At 67.4% G+C, this 18152-nt stretch carries 17 protein-coding genes and 1 pseudogene; all 18 read right to left on the bottom strand.

Going from position 1 to position 18152, the window contains the following annotated elements:
* Positions 1-7: 7 nt before the first annotated feature.
* Positions 8-946, bottom strand: a complete 939-nt coding sequence (locus tag MX659_RS08860; protein WP_267193133.1) for a dihydroorotate dehydrogenase — start codon at positions 944-946, stop codon at positions 8-10.
* Positions 943-1752, bottom strand: coding sequence for a dihydroorotate dehydrogenase electron transfer subunit (locus MX659_RS08855; RefSeq protein ID WP_267193132.1), 810 nt, complete (start codon positions 1750-1752; stop codon positions 943-945). The genes MX659_RS08860 and MX659_RS08855 overlap by 4 nt, the downstream gene beginning before the upstream one ends.
* Positions 1749-4973, bottom strand: coding sequence for a carbamoyl-phosphate synthase large subunit (carB, locus tag MX659_RS08850; protein WP_267193131.1), 3225 nt, complete (start codon positions 4971-4973; stop codon positions 1749-1751). The genes MX659_RS08855 and carB overlap by 4 nt, the downstream gene beginning before the upstream one ends.
* Before the next feature lie 9 nt (positions 4974-4982).
* Entirely contained in the window at positions 4983-5828 is an 846-nt protein-coding gene (locus tag MX659_RS08845) for a universal stress protein (protein WP_267193130.1), read from the bottom strand.
* Positions 5828-7108, bottom strand: a complete 1281-nt coding sequence (carA, locus tag MX659_RS08840; RefSeq protein ID WP_267193129.1) for a glutamine-hydrolyzing carbamoyl-phosphate synthase small subunit — start codon at positions 7106-7108, stop codon at positions 5828-5830. Before carA ends, MX659_RS08845 begins: the two co-directional genes overlap by 1 nt.
* A complete protein-coding gene (locus tag MX659_RS08835; protein WP_267193128.1) occupies positions 7105-8397 on the bottom strand; it encodes a dihydroorotase in 1293 nt (430 codons plus the stop codon). The genes carA and MX659_RS08835 overlap by 4 nt, the downstream gene beginning before the upstream one ends.
* On the bottom strand, positions 8381-9316 hold the full coding sequence (locus MX659_RS08830; RefSeq protein ID WP_267193158.1) for an aspartate carbamoyltransferase catalytic subunit: 936 nt from the start codon (positions 9314-9316) through the stop codon (positions 8381-8383). The genes MX659_RS08835 and MX659_RS08830 overlap by 17 nt, the downstream gene beginning before the upstream one ends.
* Entirely contained in the window at positions 9316-9876 is a 561-nt protein-coding gene (gene pyrR, locus MX659_RS08825; RefSeq protein ID WP_267193127.1) for a bifunctional pyr operon transcriptional regulator/uracil phosphoribosyltransferase PyrR, read from the bottom strand. The genes MX659_RS08830 and pyrR overlap by 1 nt, the downstream gene beginning before the upstream one ends.
* 222 nt (positions 9877-10098) lie before the next feature.
* A complete protein-coding gene (locus tag MX659_RS08820) occupies positions 10099-10476 on the bottom strand; it encodes a hypothetical protein (RefSeq protein WP_267193126.1) in 378 nt (125 codons plus the stop codon).
* A 184-nt stretch (positions 10477-10660) separates the two neighbouring features.
* The gene (locus tag MX659_RS08815; RefSeq protein ID WP_267193125.1) at positions 10661-11032 is read right to left on the bottom strand and encodes a hypothetical protein; all 372 of its coding nucleotides are present in this window, start codon (positions 11030-11032) and stop codon (positions 10661-10663) included.
* 48 nt (positions 11033-11080) lie between these two features.
* Positions 11081-11641: an RHS repeat-associated core domain-containing protein gene (locus MX659_RS08810; protein ID WP_267193157.1), complete on the bottom strand. Its 561-nt coding sequence runs from the start codon at positions 11639-11641 to the stop codon at positions 11081-11083.
* Between the two features lie 132 nt (positions 11642-11773).
* A complete protein-coding gene (locus tag MX659_RS08805) occupies positions 11774-12082 on the bottom strand; it encodes a hypothetical protein (RefSeq protein ID WP_267193124.1) in 309 nt (102 codons plus the stop codon).
* 188 nt (positions 12083-12270) lie between these two features.
* A complete protein-coding gene (locus tag MX659_RS08800; protein WP_267193123.1) occupies positions 12271-12636 on the bottom strand; it encodes a DUF2628 domain-containing protein in 366 nt (121 codons plus the stop codon).
* Between the two features lie 10 nt (positions 12637-12646).
* Positions 12647-14089, bottom strand: a complete 1443-nt coding sequence (locus MX659_RS08795; protein ID WP_267193122.1) for an RHS repeat domain-containing protein — start codon at positions 14087-14089, stop codon at positions 12647-12649.
* Positions 14090-14427: 338 nt separating this feature from the next.
* Positions 14428-15030, bottom strand: a complete 603-nt coding sequence (locus MX659_RS08790) for a hypothetical protein (RefSeq protein ID WP_267193121.1) — start codon at positions 15028-15030, stop codon at positions 14428-14430.
* Positions 15027-15725 (bottom strand): RHS repeat-associated core domain-containing protein, encoded by a 699-nt coding sequence (locus tag MX659_RS09225; RefSeq protein ID WP_407674481.1) that lies wholly within the window; start codon positions 15723-15725, stop codon positions 15027-15029. Before MX659_RS09225 ends, MX659_RS08790 begins: the two co-directional genes overlap by 4 nt.
* 657 nt (positions 15726-16382) lie before the next feature.
* Entirely contained in the window at positions 16383-17609 is a 1227-nt protein-coding gene (locus tag MX659_RS08785) for an IS256 family transposase (RefSeq protein ID WP_456154003.1), read from the bottom strand.
* A 143-nt stretch (positions 17610-17752) separates the two neighbouring features.
* Positions 17753-18152 (bottom strand): annotated as a pseudogene (locus MX659_RS08780) (hypothetical protein); the annotation flags it as partial.

Below are 18152 nucleotides of genomic sequence, written 5' to 3'. Positions count from 1 at the left end.
CCGCCCCTCACGAGCCGCTCTGCGTGCCGTGCGCTGCGCCGACGAGGTCGGAGGCGCGCTCGATCCCCCGCTCGCGGCAGTACGCTTCGATACCGTCGAGGATGCGCGTCATCGCTGCCGGGTCGACGAAGTTCGCGGTCCCCACCGCCACGGCGCTCGCTCCGGCGAGCAGGAACTCGACGGCGTCGTGCGGCGCCGCGATGCCCCCCATCCCGATCACCGGGACGCTCACGGCCTCGTAGACGTCCCACACCATACGCAGCGCGATCGGCTTGATCGCGGGGCCGGACAGCCCGCCCACCCGCCGGGCGAGCACCGGGCGCTGCGTCCGCACGTCGATCGCCATGCCGAGCAGCGTGTTGATGAGGCTCACCGCGTCAGCGCCAGCGTCGACCGCTGCACGGGCGATGCCAGCGATGTCAGTGACATTCGGGCTCAACTTCACGATGAGGGTCTTCGTCGTGACGGAGCGCACCGCCGCCGTCACCGCGGCGGCCGCCTCGCACGACGTCCCGAACTGCATGCCGCCCGCGTCCACGTTCGGGCACGAGATGTTGAGCTCGAGGGCCGAGACCCCCTCTTCGCGCTCGAGCCTCTCCGCGACGGCCACGTACTCGTCGATGGAGTGACCGCTCACGTTCACGATCACCGCGAGGTCCTGCGACCGGAGCCACGGCAGGTCGTTCGCACAGAACGCTTCGACGCCGGGGTTCTGCAAGCCGATCGAGTTCAGCATGCCCGAGGCGGTCTCCACGATGCGCGGTTGCGGGTTGCCAGGCCACGGCTCCAGCGACACGCCTTTCGTGACGACCGCTCCGATGCGGGAGAGGTCGACGAGCCCAGCGTACTCGCGCCCAGACCCGAACGTGCCGGACGCGGGAATCACGCACGAACGCAGCGTCAGGGCGCCGATCCTCACGCTCAGGTCGACCTTCGGCTCGCTCATCGCTTCAGCCCCTCGACCTCGTCTTGAGCCCACACGACGTCTGCCGCGTCGAACACCGGGCCGTCAGCGCACGCCCGCTTCAAGCCGGATCTCGTCGTCACCGTGCACGAGAGGCACGCGCCGACGCCGCACGCCATCAGCCGCTCGAGCGAGACCTGGCACGCGACGCCCGCATCGCGCGCAGCCGCGGCCACCGCGCACATCATGGGCTCGGGACCGCAGGCGTAGACGACGTCCGGCCGGATTTCCTCGATGAGCCCGGGCACGAGCGCCGTCACGAACCCACGCACGCCCGCGGAGCCGTCGTCGGTCGCCGTCGCGACCGTCCTGGCGACGCGCTCGAAGAGGTCCCGCGCCACGAGGCGCTCTGCCGTCGGCGCGCCCTGTGCTACCGTGACGGCGACGCCGCGCGCGGCGAGGTCCTCTGCGAGCATGCCGAGCGGGGCCGCACCGAGCCCGCCCGCCACGAGCAGCGCGTGCGCGGCGCCGTCCGGGACGCTCCACCCGGTGCCGAGCGGTCCGATGGCGTCCATCGCATCGCCCGGCTCACGCGATGAAAGCCAGCGCGTGCCCGTGCCGACGACCTGGTACAGCACCTCGATCGTCTCGCCGTGCGCGCGGTGCACGGAAAACGGCCGCCTGAGGATGAACGCCGTGCCTTCGGCGATCCTCAGGTGCACGAACTGCCCTGGCAGCACCGACTGGGCGATGCGCGGAGCGCGGAGCGCAACGAGCCCGACGCCGGTGGCGACGCGCTCGTTCGCCTCGACCACGACCTCCTCGACGACGCGACGGTCCGCGCTCATCGGAGCGCTCCATCGCCGTACATGTCCTGCAGCGCGATCACCGAGAGGCGCCCCGCCTTCATCGCCTCGATCGCCTGCACCACGGCCTGCGCCGCCTGCAGCGTCGTGATGTTCGTCACGCCGTGCTGCACCGCCGCCGTGCGGATGTGGTAGCCGTCGGAGCGCGTCTCGCGCCCGAACGGCGTGTTGATGACGAGCGAGATCTCTCCGTTCTTGATCGCGTCCACCACGTTCGGCCGCCCTTCGTGGACCTTCAGCACCACCTCGACAGGAACGCCAGCCGCTTTGAGCGCCCGCGCGGTGCCGCTCGTCGAAAGGATGCGGAAGCCGAGCTGGTGCAGGTGCCGCGCCACCGGCACGATCGCGCGCTTGTCGCGGTCGCACACGGAGATGAACGCCGTGCCGCCGTCCGGAAGCGAGTAGTCGATGGCGAGCTGCGACTTCGCGTACGCGCTGGGGAAGTCCTCGGCCACGCCCATGACCTCGCCGGTGGACTTCATCTCCGGCCCGAGCACGCTGTCCGTGCCAGGGAAGCGCCCGAACGGCATCACCGCCTCTTTGACGCAGAAGCGGCCGAGGTCCCGGTCTTCCGGCGGCAGGCCGAGCTCTGCGAGGCGCACACCCGCCATCACGCGCGCTGCGACCTTCGCGAGCGGCACGCCGGTGGCCTTGCTCACGAACGGCACGGTGCGCGACGCGCGCGGATTCACCTCCAGCACGTAGACAGCCTCGTCTTTCACGGCGAACTGCACGTTCATCAGCCCCACGACGCCGAGCCGAAGCGCGAGCGCGCGCGTGTGCGCCTTGATGCGCTCGATGGTCTCGCTGCCGAGCGAGAACGGCGGGATGCAGCACGCCGAGTCGCCCGAGTGGATCCCGGCCTCCTCGATGTGCTCCATGACGCCGCCGATGTACACGCTCTCGCCGTCGCACACCGCATCCACGTCGACTTCGATCGCGCCTTCCAAGAACCGGTCGAGCAGCACCGGGTGGTCGGGGCTCACCGCCGTCGCCTCCTCGATGTACCGCTTCAGGTACTCGTCGGAGTACGCGATCACCATGCCGCGGCCCCCGAGCACGTACGACGGGCGCACCAAGAGCGGGTAGCCGATCCGGTGCGCGACTTCAAGCGCCTCCTCGACCGTCGTCGCCGTTCCCGCCGGCGGATACGCGATGCAAAGCTCGTCGAGCACAGCCGCGAACCGCTTGCGGTCCTCCGCGAGATCGATCGCTTCCGGCTTCGTGCCGAGGATCGGCACGCCAGCGTCTTCGAGCGCGTGCGCCAACTTGAGCGGCGTCTGCCCGCCGAACGTCACGAGCACCCCTGCCGGCCGCTCGACCTCGCAGATGTCCATCACGTCCTCGAAGGTGAGCGGCTCGAAGTAGAGCTTGTCGGAGGTGTCGTAGTCCGTGGAGACCGTCTCGGGGTTGCAGTTCACCATGATGGTCTCGAACCCTATCTCAGACAGAGCGTACGCCGCGTGCACGCAGCAGTAGTCGAACTCGATGCCCTGACCGATGCGATTGGGGCCCGCGCCCAAGATGACGATCTTGCGCCGCGACGAGGGCGCCGATTCATCCTCGTCCTCGTAGGTCTTGTAGTAGTACGGCGTCTCGGCAGCGAACTCGGCCGCGCAGGTGTCGACCGCCTTGAACGTCGGCTTGACGTCGAGCGTTTCCCTGCGCGCGCGGACCGCGGCTTCGGTCGAGCCTGTGAGGTGCGCGATCTGCGCGTCCGACAGCCCGTAGCGCTTCGCCTCGCGGAACGCCTCGGCGGACACCTCGTCGAGCGCCCGCCCGCGGAGCAGCGCCTCGTAGCGCACCGCCTCAGCCATCTGCTGGACGAACCACGGATCGACGTGCGTGAGCGCAGCGACCTCTTCTACCGAGCGCCCGCGGCGCAGCGCTTCGGCCATGTACAGCGGTCGCCGCTCGTTCGGCGTCGTGAGGTAGCGGTCGAAGCGCTCCTCGTCGAAGGAGTCCTTCCCGTCGGATCCCAGGCCGTCCCTGCCGTTCTCAAGCGAACGGAACGCCTTTCCGAGCGCTTCGGAAAACGTGCGGCCGATCGCCATCACCTCGCCCACAGACTTCATGCGCGTCGTGAGCGTGGTGTCGGTGCCGGGGAACTTCTCGAAGACGAACCGTGGCACCTTCACGACGGTGTAGTCGATGCTCGGCTCGAAACACGCCGGTGTCTTCTTCGTGATGTCGTTGGGGATCTCATCGAGCGTGTAGCCCACCGCGAGCTTCGCCGCGATCTTCGCGATGGGGAAACCCGTCGCTTTCGACGCGAGCGCGCTCGAACGGCTCACCCTCGGGTTCATCTCGATGACGACCATGCGGCCGTCTGTCGGGTCGATCGCGAACTGCACGTTGCTGCCGCCGGTCTCCACGCCGATCTCGCGCATGATGGCGATCGAAGCGTCGCGCATCGCTTGGTACTCGCGGTCGGTGAGCGTCTGTGCTGGGGCCACCGTGATCGAGTCGCCGGTGTGCACGCCCATGGCGTCGAAGTTCTCGATGGAGCACACGATCACCGCGTTGTCGTTGCGATCGCGCATGACCTCCATCTCGAACTCTTTCCACCCGAGCACGCTTTGCTCGATGAGCACCTCACCGATCGGCGACAGCGCAAGACCGTGCGTGACGATGTCTCGCAGCTCGTCCACGTTGTACGCGACGCCGCCGCCTGCGCCGCCGAGGGTGAAGCTCGGCCGCACGACGACCGGGAATCCGATCTCGGCCACGATCTGCTCGGCGTCCGCAAGCGAGTACGCATACCCGCTTCTCGGCGTCTTAAGCCCGATGCGCGCCATCGCCTCGGCGAACAGGCGCCTGTCCTCGCCCTTCTTGATGACGTCGACCTTCGCGCCGATGAGCTCGACGCCGTAGCGGTCGAGCACGCCGGATTCCGCGAGCGCGACCGCGCAGTTCAGACCGGTCTGCCCGCCGAGCGTCGGCAGCAGCGCGTCAGGCCGCTCCCTCGCGATGATCTGCTCGACGAACGCAGGCGTGATGGGCTCGACGTACGTGCGGTCCGCGAACTCGGGGTCGGTCATGATCGTCGCGGGGTTGCTGTTCACGAGCACGACCTCGTAGCCGTCCTCGCGAAGCACCTTGCACGCCTGCGCGCCCGAGTAGTCGAATTCGCACGCCTGGCCGATGACGATCGGCCCTGAGCCGATCAGCAGGATCTTGTGGATGTCGTCTCTGCGGGGCATTGCGCTCCTCTACGGCACGATCAGGACGGGACACGACGCTTGCCTGAGCAGCGTCATCGATACGCTGCCCATGAGCACCTCCTGCACGGCGTTCCGACCGCGCGTACCGGTGATGACGCCGGTCGCCCGCCGCTCATCGAGCTCCGCAAGCACCTGGCGCGCAGGGTCGCCCGTGCGGATGACCACGCTCGTCGGGATGCCCTGCTGCTCGGCCATCGCCTCGAGCGCCTTCAGGTGGAACTCGGCACCTTCCTCCTGACGCCTGAGCTGCTCGCCTGAAAGCCCGGGATCCAGCACGTGCAGGAGGTAGAGCATCTTGATGCTTCCTTTCGGCATCTGGAGCGCCTGCATGAGCGCGCGGGACGCCGAGAGCGAGAAGTCGGTCGGCAGCACCACCACGTCGCCGAACCGCTTGAGCATCTGCGCGGGGTCGTCCTTCGAGCGTAGCAGGTCGAAGCGGGCCATCAGCAACGGCACCGACGCGTCACGGATGAGACGCTCGGAGATCGAGCCCTCGACGAGCTGCGAGACGATGCCCTTCGCGTGCGAGCCGCACAGGATCGCGTCGACTGTGCGCTCGGCCGCGAGCGCCGTCAGCGCGTCGAAGGTGTCGCCGGTCGGAACGCGCAGCTCGACGTCGTACCCGCTTTCTACGAGCGTCCCCGCAAGCTCCTGAAGCCGGGCCCTGGCTTCGTCCACCTTGCCGGCGATCACCGGGCCTTCCATGCCCGACGATTCCACCACGTGGACGAGCACGATCGAGCGCACCCCGAGCGCCGAGGCGCCCCGCGCGAATGCGAGCACGTCCAGGCACTCGTCGCTGAAATCGACCGGAACGAGGACTGTCGTGAGCATCATGCCTCCTTGCCTAGGCCGCCGGGCATCGCGAACACGTCCGTTTCGCCCTCCATGAGGCGGACGAACGAGCCGAACAGGTACTGCGCGTCGTGCGGTCCTGGCGCCGCCTCGGGGTGGTACTGGACGGAGAACGCCCGCTGGTCGAGCGCACGAACGCCCTCGACCGTCATGTCGTTGAGGTTGACGTGCGTGAGCTGGACGCGGCCGAACCGCTCGGACTCCACCACCGGCGCCACACCTGCCCGGACCCACGCCCCGAGGTCCGCAGGATCCATCGTGAGCCCGCCGCTCTCTTCGGGAAGGAGGCGTCCGACGCTCGCGAAGTCCACGCAAAAGCCGTGGTTCTGGCTCGTGATCTCGACGCGTCCGGTGAGCAGGTTCTTCACCGGCTGGTTGCCGCCCCTATGGCCGTACTTCAGCTTGTAGGTGGAGCAGCCGAGCGCAAGCGAGAGCATCTGGTGCCCGAGGCAGATTCCGAACACCGGCACCGAGCCCAGGAGCTCTCGCAGCGTGCCGTAGAGGTACGTGACGGCCGCCGGGTCGCCGGGCCCGTTGGCGAAGAAGACGCCGTCAGGCTCCATCGCGAGCGCTTCGTGCGCGCTCGTCGTGGGCGGCACGACGATGACGTCGCAGCCGGCTTCCGCAAGCCGCCTGAGGATGTTCCACTTGATGCCGGAGTCGAACGCCACGACCCGGTGCCTGGGGCGCACCGGCAGCACTCCCGTGTCGACCGGCAGCTCGCACCCGGGCGGCACCTCCGAGCCCCAGGTGAAGCGCTCGCGCACGGCGACCTCGGCCACGAGGTCGCGCCCGACGAGCCCCGGCGAGCGCCGCGCTTTCTCGACGAGCGAGCTCGGGTCGAGGTCGACGGTCGAGAGCACGGAGCGCATCGCGCCCGCTTCGCGCACGTGCTTCGTGAGGCGGCGGGTGTCGATGCCTTCGGCCGCGACGACGCCGAACCGCTCGAAGAACTCCGCGAGCGTCATCTCAGCTCGCCAGTTCGACGCGACCTCGGAGCAGCGGCGCATGACGAACCCCGCCGCGAACACCCCGCGCGACTCCATGTCGGCCGCGTTCACGCCGTAGTTGCCGATGTGCGGCATCGTCATGGTCACGATCTGCCCGGCGTAGGACGGATCGGTGAAGACCTCCTGGTAGCCGGCCATCGAGGTGTTGAAGACGATCTCGCCGGCGGTCTCGCCGTCTATACCGCACGCAACGCCCTCGAAGACCGTGCCGTCCTCGAGCGCGAGCAACGCACGCCTCGTGCGGCTCACAGCGGCACCACCTCCCCGCCTCTGAGCGCCCACCTGCCGCCGACGAGCACCTCGGTGGGCCGCCCGCGAAGCGTCTGGCCTTTGAACGGCGTGTTCCTCGACTTGCTCTTGAGCCACGCGACATCGACGTCTACTGGAGCATCAGGGTCTACGACGGTGATGTCCGCAGGCATCCCTGGCGCGATCCGCACCTCGGGAAGCCCGAACGCCGCCCGGGGACCGTGGCTCATCAACCGCACGACGTCGCTCCATCCGAGCACTCCCGGCTCCACGAGATGCGTGACGACGAGCGGCACCGCCGTCTCGAGCCCGATGATGCCGAACGGCGCAAGCTCGAACTCCAGCTCCTTCTCGTGAGCGGCGTGCGGCGCGTGGTCGGTCGCGATGGCATCGACGGTCCCGTCGAGGAGCCCCGCGACGAGCGCCTCGCGGTCCGCCCGCGTCCGCAGCGGCGGGTTCATCTTGAAGTCCGTGTCGTACGAGACGATCGCGTCCTCGTCCAAGAACAGGTGGTGCGGCGTGACCTCGCAGGTGACGCGCGCGCCGCGCCGTTTGGCCTGACGCACGAGCTCGAGCGATCCTGCCGTCGAGACGTGCGCGATGTGCACGCGGCAGCCCGTCAGCTCCGCGAGCCGCACCTCGCGCGCCACCATGACCTCCTCGGCTGCCGCTGGCTGCCCGGGAAGCCCCATCCGCGTCGACACGACGCCTTCGTTCACCGCGCCGCCGCCTGCGAGCGACTCGTCTTCGCAGTGACCGACGTACAGCGCATCGAACCCGGCCAGGTACTCCATCGCCGTGCGCGCCATGCCCGCCGACTGGATGCCGCGCCCATCGTCGCTGAACGCCACCGCGCCTTCCGCGAGCATGTCGCCGATCTCCGCGAGCTGCCGGCCTTCCTGGCCCCGCGTGAGCGCGCCGACCGGGTGGACGCGCACGAGCCCCTGCTCCTGGGCCCGTTCCACGACGAACCGCACCGCGGCGCCGGTGTCGCACACGGGCGTCGTGTTCGGCATCGCGCAGACCGCCGTGAACCCGCCGTGCGCTGCTGCCGCCGTGCCCGTCGCGATGGTCTCCTCGTCCTCGCGCCCGGGCTCACGCAGGTGCGTGTGCACGTCCACGAGGCCGGGCATCACCACCGTGCCGGAGCAGTCGATGGTCTCGCCTTTCGGTATCGTGATCCCCTGGCCGACCTCCACGATGACGCCATCGCGGACCACGACGTCTGCGACGGCGTCCAGACCGACGGCCGGGTCGACGACGCGGCCTCCCTTAAGCAGCAGCGCCACTGCCTTCACCTCCGAGCAGCAGGTACATGACGGCCATGCGGACCGCCACGCCGGCATTCACCTGGTCGAGCACCACGGAGCGCGGGGAGTCTGCGACGTCTGAGGAGATCTCCACGCCACGGTTCATCGGACCCGGGTGCATCACGATCATCTCGGGCTTCGCGCGCGCCAGTCGCGCAGCGTTCATCCCGTACAGGCGCGCGTACTCGCGCACGCTCGGAATCGGCATCGCGGCGTCACGCTCGAACTGGACCCTCAACATGTACGCGACGTCGAGTTCCGGCAGCACCTCGTCGAGCGAGTACGCCACCTCGGCGCCGAGCACGTCCGGGCGTGCCGGCATGAGCGTCTTCGGGCCGACGAGGATCGGCCGCGCTCCCACCATGCGCAGCGCGGGGACGAGCGAGCCCGCCACGCGCGAGTGCGCGATGTCGCCCACGATGCCGACGGTGATCCCCTCCAGCCGCCCCAGCGCCCGCCGCATCGTGAACAGGTCGAGCAGCGCTTGCGTCGGGTGCTGGTGGATGCCGTCGCCGCCGTTGACGATGTGCGCGTCCATGCACTCCGCGAGCACCTGCGGCGCGCCCGCGTACCTGTGGCGCACCACCACGAGGTCGCACGCCATCGCCGAGAGCGTCTTGGCGGTGTCGCGCAGGCTCTCGCCTTTGGCGGTGGCCGACGCCGACGCCGAGAAGTTCACGCCGTCGGCCGACAGCCGTTTCGCGGCGATCTCGAACGAGGTCCTCGTGCGCGTGCTCGGCTCGAAGAAGAGGTTGACGATGGTGCGGCCGCGAAGCGTCGGCAGCTTCTTGATGCGGCGCTCGTTCACCTCCGCGAACGAATCCGCCGTGTCCAAGATGAGCGCGATGTCGTCCGGCGTCAGGTCGTCCATCGTCAGGATGTGCGTGCAGGAGAGCATCACGCCTCCCCTCCCTCGGGCACGAGCTCGAGGATGTCCACGGCGTCGACGCCGTCCGTCTCGACGAACGATACCTTCACGCGCTCCTTGCGGGAGGTCGGGACGTTCTTGCCGACGAAGTCCGCGCGGATGGGAAGCTCGCGGTGGCCGCGATCGACGAGCACGGCGAGCTGGATGGCCGCCGGCCGGCCGTAGTCCATCACCGCGTCCATCGCAGCGCGGATGGTGCGGCCGGTGAACAGCACGTCGTCGACGAGGACGATCGTGCGCCCCTCGACGTCGAACGGGATGTCGGTGCGGTGCACCTCGGGCGACATCCGCGTCCCGACGTCGTCGCGGTAGAAGGAGATGTCGACGGTGCCCACCGGCACCCGGGCGCCTTCGATGCGCTCGATGCGCTCGGCGAGCCGCTGCGCCATCACGGCGCCGCGCGTGACGATGCCGGCAAGCGCGAGCCCCTCGACGCCTTTGTTCGCCTCGAGGATCTCGTGCGCGATCCTGACGAGCGCCCGGTCAATCGCCGTGGCGTCCATGACGTGCGCTTTCACGCGGTACTGCATGGATGCGCCTCCCTCGGCTCGGTGTACGAAAACGCCTCCTCGCCAGGCGGCAAGAAGGCGTCGCGACATCGTCTGAGCTGCAGCGCGGTGCTGGCTCTGGTCCGTATGCGGTTGCATCCTTGCCGGCCTCGCTGGACCGGTTTTAAAGGTCGTGCAGACGATACTACAGCCGCAAGCCGTGGGCAAGCGCTGCGTGAGCGCGCATGCGAGGAAGCCGTGGACCTACCCGCTCCGCCGCCTCGACCACGCCGCCACGAGGCGCGCGGCGCGGCGGGCGCGCAGCGGAGAGGCGACTGCGCAGCCTGCCTGCGCGGCGAACCGCTCGATGAGCGCGGCGGCCTCGGCAGGGCTCAGGCGGCCGCGCTCGCCGATCCCGGCCTCCAGCCAGGCCGCCATCTTCGCGTAGTCGGGCTGCGCCCCCGCGTCGAGGCACGCGAGCGGGCCGATCCTCGCCAGCTCCTCGGCAAGACTGCCTTCGATGCGCGGCTCTCGCCTCCCGAGACTCACGATGAAGAGGATTGTGTCGACCAGGAACGAGCGCGCCATGGTCACCACGACGACGAACGCAGCGACCGCAATGAACTTGATGATCCCAGCCATGCAGCCTCACCCCGCCACCTGCCCGTGGTTCCCGCACGAGCCGCTCTGAGCGCCACACGCGCGCCAGGTATCCTCGAACCCCGAGGACCGTGCATCTCGGCGAGGCCACACCCGCGGCTCGTGGACAGCACACGCCGGCCGGACGTAGGTTCGGGAACCTTGGGTGAACGCAAGGGTTCTCCCATCATGCCTCTGCCGGACGGTCCGCCTGCCCCTCGACCACAAAGCCGACGACAAGACCTATGACAAGCAGGGCCTCTGCGAGCGCGCGTGCCGTCTCGGGACTCGACAGCACCTGCCCCGCCAAGACAAGACCTAAGGATTCGATCACTATGTCGACCCCGCGGAACCGCACGCGGCTGCCTAGCCCGGCAGCATCCGCCAAAGCGCGCGCGATGAACAGGCCGGCGGCCACCAGGGTCCCTGTGAACTCAGCCGGCCGATCGACCCCTCGGGCTAGGTACCTCTGCACTGCCAAAGCCGTGGCGCAGGCAACTACCGCTACCTGGAACAGTCTCCTTCCTGCCCGAGCCGCGCCCGGCGACAGAGAGCCCATGCAGACCTCCTTCTGACCACACGCTCGAACAGCCATCTGCACATCATGCTACGACACGCGTATCCGGAAAACCTCCCCGTATCTCTTCCATCGGGAAATCCGGTAGACCTGGAATCCGAAACGCCCTTCGGAGCCGACTTTGACAATCAGGTAAGCGTCGAAGGCACACTCCGCCGCGCGCCCAAGCGCTTTGGACACCCCTCTGAGCCGTAGGATAAGAGCTTTGCTGACGATCAGGTGAGTCCACGGGTTGACGCCTATGTACATGTGCTGGCGCCGCGCCCACCGGCACAAGTCCCAGCGCCCTGCGGAGTTCCGGATCGAGCCCACCCGGACCATCTTGATGCTCGTGCCGTCCCGCCACTCCGTCCACCACGAGTTGTCCGGATAGCCGTCGATGTGACGGTGGGCACCATAGGCAGAGCTGTGCAACCCGCTCGGATCCACCTTCCCCACCGGGTCGCCTCCGCAGTACTGGTACGGGCTCTCCTCGCCGTCCGCCTTGGCGGGGTCCTTGGTCAGGAACTGCGCGGTGGCAGGGTCGTAGTACCGCTTCGAGAGGCAGTACAGGCCCGAGTGCTCGTCGAACACGTAGCCTGCGTAGCGCAGCGCGTTCGCTTCCGCGATCGCCTCAGCGAGCGGAGCGGAGATGCGCGCCGTTGAAGCCGTCAGGACAGCCCCGGGGCTGCCGCAGGCGTCGTATGCGTAGAGCGCGACGGACGATTGTTGGGCGCCCGATGCCTACTCGTGGGAATGGGACGCGGCGGGCGCCCCACGGCCCGAGCGGCGCTTTGCCACCATGGCAACTATCCCCACCAACGCAGCCGCCGTCACACAGACATCAGCCATGCGCAGCCACGGAGAAATCGACGACCAGCTGCTCCAGTCTGACGCCCAGAACAGCACCGGCATCGCCGCGCCAGCCAAGACCACGCCTGCGGCACCGCGTCGCACACCGAACGCAATCAGCCACCCATGGGCGACTGCAGCGGTCGCCATGAGCAACGCCTCGAGCCAATCTGCTGAACTCGCCAGGTGGTGGGTCGTCAAGCCCGACTCCTCTCTCGACCTAAGCGCTCAGGCGCCACTCAGGCTGCAGTCCTTTGAAACACGTGACCTGGGACCCGCGTATCGGATGACACGACGTCGCCGCGCAACGTGCCACGAACTCAGCCCTTCTGCCGGAGCGTGGACGCTTCTCGTGCCATCCGCACCGTTCCAGCTCACCGTCATCTGCGCTAGCGAAACGCCGGCAAGAGTTTGATCGCTAACACGAGGACTCCCGCCGCCGTCCAAACGCGCTCCCAAGCCCTCATCCGCGAGACATCAAGGTCGGGTCTCCGCCGGTGGACGACCATACGAGCGGTGCTGGCGGCCCACGTGGCTGCCACAAGATATATGGTTCCGACGAAGCGTCCCACGACCTTCCCATCGACGACGCCGGCCAGGCTGCCAGCGAGGAGTCCGAGACCGAGGAATAGCGCCAAGAAGCCGAGAGCGCGCAGCCACAAACGATTCACGAGGTACCACAGCGGGCATGCCAACAAGGCGCCCCAGCTGAACCCGCCCCAGAACCGTTCGACATCGAATTGCTCGCCATCCATCTGTCGCTCCTCACATCACGAGGTTGCCGGCACGTTGCAAGCGTCGCGCACGGTAGAAGTGTAGCGAGTTCCAGTCACGCTCCGAAGGCCATCTCCTTCCGCCGAACACAAGCAACTCCAACTTGACATGCACGAAGGACACCTCATCACCGCCAGGCACCTTGAGGCATGTGCTGCGCCCGACCGCTCTCCGGTTGAACACGTCGCGGACTGTTCTTACTTTGGCGCCCCTGAGTCCCCGAAACCGACCCCGGTACGTTTCCGCAGTGATTCTCAATCTCGGACGGATGTCTGCGCAGGACAGGCGCAGCTTCGCCAGCGACTTCCAAGCCACCGAGACCTGCGTGTACCCAACATCGCTTGCGAACCCCACGCGAACGGTGACACGGAGCTTGTACAGGTAGTCTTCACCCCAGTCATCGGGAGGGGAACCGCCGTGCATCGCGGCCCAGGCAAACTGAGCAATGCCGAAACCGACCTTCACGACATCGCCACACACCAATGTCAGTCGGGTGCTCTTCTCATTGCTCCAACTCCATGGATTCGCCCACTCCCCGCTCGGGTCGACCTTGCCTGCCGGGTCGCCTGCGCAGTACTGGTACGGGCTTTCCTCGCCGTCTGCCTTGGCGGGGTCCTTGGTCAGGAACTGCGCGGTGGCGGGGTCGTAGTACCGCTTCGACAGGCAGTACAGGCCCGAGTGCGCGTCGTAGGCGTAGCCCGCGTAGCGAAGCGCGTTCGCCTCCGCGATCGCCTCTGCGAGCGGAGCGGAGATGCGCGCGGTTGCGGCCGTGCTCACCTGCCCGGGGTTGCCGTAGGCGTCGTAGGAATACAGCGCGAACGGCGCGCCGGAAGAATCGAGGAGCTCGGCCACATCGCCGCGCGCGGTCGTCGCGATGAAGAAGGCGACAGGCGAAGCGCTCGCGCTGCCTTCGTAGATGCCGGCCAAAGGCGCGCCTGCCGCGTCGTAGAGGTAAGCCACGCTCTCGGTCGTGCCGTCGCTCCTTACGGTCGTCGCGTAAAGCAAAGAAAGCCCGTCGTAGGCGTAGGTGGTGGTCGTAACGAGCGAGCCTGAGGCCACCACCGAGCGCACGCGCTGGCCGTAGGCGTCATAGGCGTAGCTCGCAGACACGCCCCGAGAGGCGTCGGAGTAGCCGACGAGCCGGTCCGCGTCGTCGTAGGTAAAGCGGACGGCCTGCGGCGAAGCGGGCGTCCCTTGCGAGGCGCGCCTGCCGCGGCTGTCGAAGGAGAAGACCGTCTGGGTGGCGCCTTGCGAGAGGAGCGCCGCGATGCGGCCCGAGCCTTGCTCGTAGGCAAGCGTCGCCGTCGGCTCCGAGCCGCGCTTGATGCCGATCAGGTTGCCCGTGCCGGGCTCGTAGGCGTACGCGGCATCCGGCATCCCGGAGATCGACGCGAAGGCGAGCCTGCCGTCTGCCGTGTAGGCGTAGCTGCGCACGCTGTCGGTGCGCCCGCCGAACGCGAACCGGTACGCCTCGGCCTCCAGCCTGCCCGTGTTGGCGTTTTAGGAAAGCTCGGCGCCGGGCACGGGAAGGCCGGACGCGTACCCGTAGCCGGACTCAGAAGAAAGCCAGCCTGCCTGGTCGAAGACGCGCGTCTTGGACCCGGCGCTTCCCGCGCCGATCGTGCGCGGGAGGGCCCGCCGCGTCGAAGTCGCCGAAGGACAGGGACAGGACGCCTGCCGGCGTGGAGGCGACGCGCGACGCCTCGCGGCCCGCGCCGTCGTAGGCCACCTCGAGGCTCGATCTTCTCAGCGCGGCCGATCTGCGGCGCTGTTCACTGCTCGAACACGCGGGAGAGCGCCTCCGCAGCGTCCTCGAGAGTGCCTCCTGGATCGACGTACGCGACAGTGACCATCAGCTGCCGGGTTTCGTTGCGGAAGAGCATGTAGATGGTTCTGTGCAGCCCGCCCTGCCCAGGATAGGCCCAAACCCGAGGCGTGCCGAGCTTCGCGGGGACCGACCCGGCGATGCTCTCCGCATCGAGGATCTCCTCGCGACCATAGACCATGACCATGGGCTCCTCGAGATCGACGGAACTGTCGTACTCGGACACCACGATCGTCGGACCGGGCCCGAAGATCTCGAGCCTCCGCAGCTCCCCGCTATCGAGCACGTCGTCGCGACCGGCGGAGTCAGCCCCATGCCCTCCAGCGGTCCGCGTGTAGAGCAGGCCCCGCGCGTCTTCCGGCACCGCTGCGCGCACTCCGCCGATCGGCACCACCTCCCCGCTCGAAAGCTCCACGCACCGGTAGCCGCGCGCGCAGCCGACCATGCCCATCACAAGGACGACGGCGAGCGCAGCAGCGGCACAGCAGCGCCAGCATGGCTTCTGCCGGTCGCAAGCGAGCGCGCGCAAATTACTGTACGTCCCGCTCACTGCAGCACTTGCCTCCCAGGCGAGGGGGTCGTGACGGGTGCTTGGCTGTACGGTACCACGCTATGGCACCTTCTGCAGTCGGGAGGGCGCCATCCGGGTCTATGCCTGCCAAACGGGTTCCCTGACCACTTGGTGCGTTTCTCGTGCGTGCGCAAGTTGGTTACGCCGTCGCCGACCCACCGGCCGACCGCCTCTGCTTCGAGCCCGACTGCTGAAATCCAGCCATTGGCCCTCGCAGCGAGAGCACATGTGAATCTCCCTTTCGCGCCGCTATTGAAGGCCCACCTATCAAAGGTGCGGCGCCTTCTGAGCGAGCCGTTGGAACGCTGCACCTCGCCCCTGACAGCCAGACCCGCCCGCAAATCGCAGTCGATCTCCGCTCCTTTAGGTATGTAGTCGCTAACGTTGTATGTCACGGCCATGAAGACAACCAGCAAGCCGTTGCTATACAGCGACCAGTCGACCTCTGCGCTGGCTACGATTCCTGCGGAGACCGGAAAAATGATGTGTAGAGCAAGATTGTGCCCTGTGACGCGCAACGACGTTCTCGCGTGGCGGATTCGACGGGCCAAGTCCCCGCTCGGGTCGACCTTCCCCACGGGGTCGCCTCCGCAGTACTGGTACGGGCTTTCCTCGCCGTCGGCCTTGGCGGGGTCTTTGGTCAGGAACTGCGCGGTGGCAGGCTGTGTAGGCAGTATAGTGAACCAGCATCAGCGAAGGCTGCTGCCACGAGATCGAACTGCGTCAGTAACAGCCCATGCAGCCCAAGGGATTGACGCACCTGCCACGAGCCATGGCGCATATGCCATGAGGAGTGCGCTGCTAGCAGAACCTTTGTGCGCCATCCCGTCCCATATCATGAGCAAAGAGAACCAAGCTACACCTAGGGGGTAGGCAAGGCTCTTAAGCGCTTTTCGGACCAGCAGCATCATCCCCACTCCCAGCAGCAGCCCGAGTGACACGCCGTGCAGCTTTGCCACCGCGCCGTCTAGCGCAGCCGATGACTGAGCCGCTGCCACGTGGGCGGCAACAACCGCACCAATCATGATGCTAGACCCAAGCAATCTGATGCGCGCAGACACCCTCATACCCACCTGATGTAGTTGACTCTGAACCTCACGTTGCATCTCGGAACCTTCCAATTCTGTGTAAGGTTGACGTAGATCCGCGGAAGCGCCTTTTCTCGCCAGTTCGTCCAGATTCCGAGGTGCTTCCTCCGCACCAGAACACGATGCAAGAAGTAATGGGTCGCTTGGACATGACAGCTGTTGGCAAGGTAGCGACTGTAGTATGCGGCCACGTCCCGTCAAGTGGTGTATGAAGCCCTCTGCTCCGACCTCGAGTATCTTACATCAGCCGGCCATGAGCGCGGGCGCCACCTCCCGGTCGAGCCCGTCGGTGACGGCGAGGACCGGCTGCATCGCCTTCTCGATCGACTCGGCCGACATGTAGCGCCGGCTCACCTGCCACTCGTCGTGCTGCTCGGAGAGCACGGAGCCCACGAGCCGGATGATGCTCGCGCGGTCCGGGAAGATGCCCACGACGTCGCTTCGTCTCCGGATCTCGCGGTTCAGGCGTTCCTGGGGGTTGTTGGACCAGATCTGGCGCCAGTGCGCGGTCGGGAAGGTCGAGAAGGCCGTGATGTCGGCTGTGGCATCCTCGAGCATGGCGGCCACATCAGGGAAACGCTCCGCGAGCTGCTCGACGACACGCGCGAGCTGGGCTGCGACCTCCTCGGCGCTCGGCTGGGCGAAGATCGTGCGCACGAGGGTGGCCACGAACGGCTGAGCTGACTTCGGCACGCGGGTGAGCACGTTTCGCATGAAGTGGGTGCGGCACCGCTGCCAGGCGGCACCGGGAAGCACGGCTTCGATCGCTGAGATGAGGCCCTTGTGGGAGTCGGACACGACGAGCTTCACGCCCGAGAGCCCACGGGCCACAAGACCACGCAGGAAGGCGGTCCATGCCGCACCACTCTCCTCCGTGAACGTGTCGAGGCCCACGACCTCGCGCCTGCCCTCGGAGTTCACGGCGGTGGCCACGATGCAGGCCACCTTCACCACACGCCCTCCCTCGCGTACGCGTATCGCGAGCGCGTCGACCCACAGGTATGGGTAGGCGCCGGTATCAAGGGGACGGTTGCGGAACGCGGCGACCTGCTCGTCGAGCGTCTTGGCCAGACGCGATACCTGCGACTTCGAGATCCCCTCGATGCCGAGCGTACGCACGAGCCCGTCCACGCGTCTGGTCGACACCCCGCGCACGTAGCACTCGGCGATGACTGCCACGAGCGCCCGTTCTGCACGCCTTCGGTTCTCGAGCAGCCAGTCCGGGTAGTAGCTGCCCTCGCGCAGCTTCGGGACGGAAAGTGCGATGGTGCCCACGCGCGTGTCGAGCTCCCGCTCGCGGTAGCCGTTGCGCCGGTTCACGCGCTCGTCGGACCTTTCACCGTAGGCGGCGCCACACAGCGCATCGGCCTCGGCGCCCATGAGTTCTTCTGCGAAGACCTTGAGCATCTCGCGCATCACGTCGAGATCGGCGTCCTCAAGCGTCTTGCGAAGCCAGCTCAGTCGGTCCATGTTGTCCTTGGTCACTGTCTCCTCCTCGATTCCGGGGTCTCAATCACCCTCGAGGATGGAGCAGTGGCCGCCTCATGTCAGGCGGCCGGGCCTTCGTACACCACTTCCGGGGACGTTAACTCGAGGATGGAGCAGTGGCCGCCTCATGTCAGGCGGCCGGGCCTTCGTACACCACTTCCGGGGACGTTAACGTAGTATGCATAGTTGGATACCTCATAGTGAAGGTAGTCCCCCTCGGCCAGCGGGCCAAGATTTACTCTTGTAGCTTCATACATCGCTTGACCGACTCCTACCCCTATTAGAACGTAGGCCCCGATACCGGCAGTCAGTTCTCCCACTAGTGCCGTTCCAGCTGCAACTAGCCCGGCTACCGCCATTCTGAAGATCCTATCCGCCCGAGCCTCGTCTTTCGATACCCTATGGAGCGCATAAAGCGCCCACTCCCCGCTCGGATCCACCTTGCCCACGGGGTCGCCTGCGCAGTACTGGTACGGGCTTTCCTCGCCGTCGGCCTTGGCGGGGTCCTTGGTGAGGAACTGGGCT

It is taken from the genome of Parvivirga hydrogeniphila, assembly GCF_023371205.1.
In the GTDB taxonomy this organism is placed as follows: Bacteria; Actinomycetota; Coriobacteriia; order Anaerosomatales; family Anaerosomataceae; genus Parvivirga; species Parvivirga hydrogeniphila.
Note: the sequence above shows the minus strand (reverse complement) of the source record. Positions and strands in the feature narration are given on the sequence as shown.

Bases quoted from the DNA above. Each gene is read 5' to 3' on its own strand.
- MX659_RS08820 (WP_267193126.1), bottom strand. From the start codon at position 10,476: ATGGCTGGGATCATCAAGTTCATTGCGGTCGCTGCGTTCGTCGTCGTG.
- MX659_RS08785 (WP_456154003.1), bottom strand. From the start codon at position 17,609: ATGGACCGACTGAGCTGGCTTCGCAAGACGCTTGAGGACGCCGATCTC.
- pyrR (WP_267193127.1), bottom strand. From the start codon at position 9,876: ATGCAGTACCGCGTGAAAGCGCACGTCATGGACGCCACGGCGATTGAC.
- MX659_RS08830 (WP_267193158.1), bottom strand. From the start codon at position 9,316: ATGCTCTCCTGCACGCACATCCTGACGATGGACGACCTGACGCCGGAC.
- carB (WP_267193131.1), bottom strand. From the start codon at position 4,973: ATGCCCCGCAGAGACGACATCCACAAGATCCTGCTGATCGGCTCAGGG.
- MX659_RS08860 (WP_267193133.1), bottom strand. From the start codon at position 946: ATGAGCGAGCCGAAGGTCGACCTGAGCGTGAGGATCGGCGCCCTGACG.
- MX659_RS08815 (WP_267193125.1), bottom strand. From the start codon at position 11,032: ATGGGCTCTCTGTCGCCGGGCGCGGCTCGGGCAGGAAGGAGACTGTTC.
- MX659_RS08855 (WP_267193132.1), bottom strand. From the start codon at position 1,752: ATGAGCGCGGACCGTCGCGTCGTCGAGGAGGTCGTGGTCGAGGCGAAC.
- MX659_RS08800 (WP_267193123.1), bottom strand. From the start codon at position 12,636: ATGGATGGCGAGCAATTCGATGTCGAACGGTTCTGGGGCGGGTTCAGC.
- MX659_RS08845 (WP_267193130.1), bottom strand. From the start codon at position 5,828: ATGCTCACGACAGTCCTCGTTCCGGTCGATTTCAGCGACGAGTGCCTG.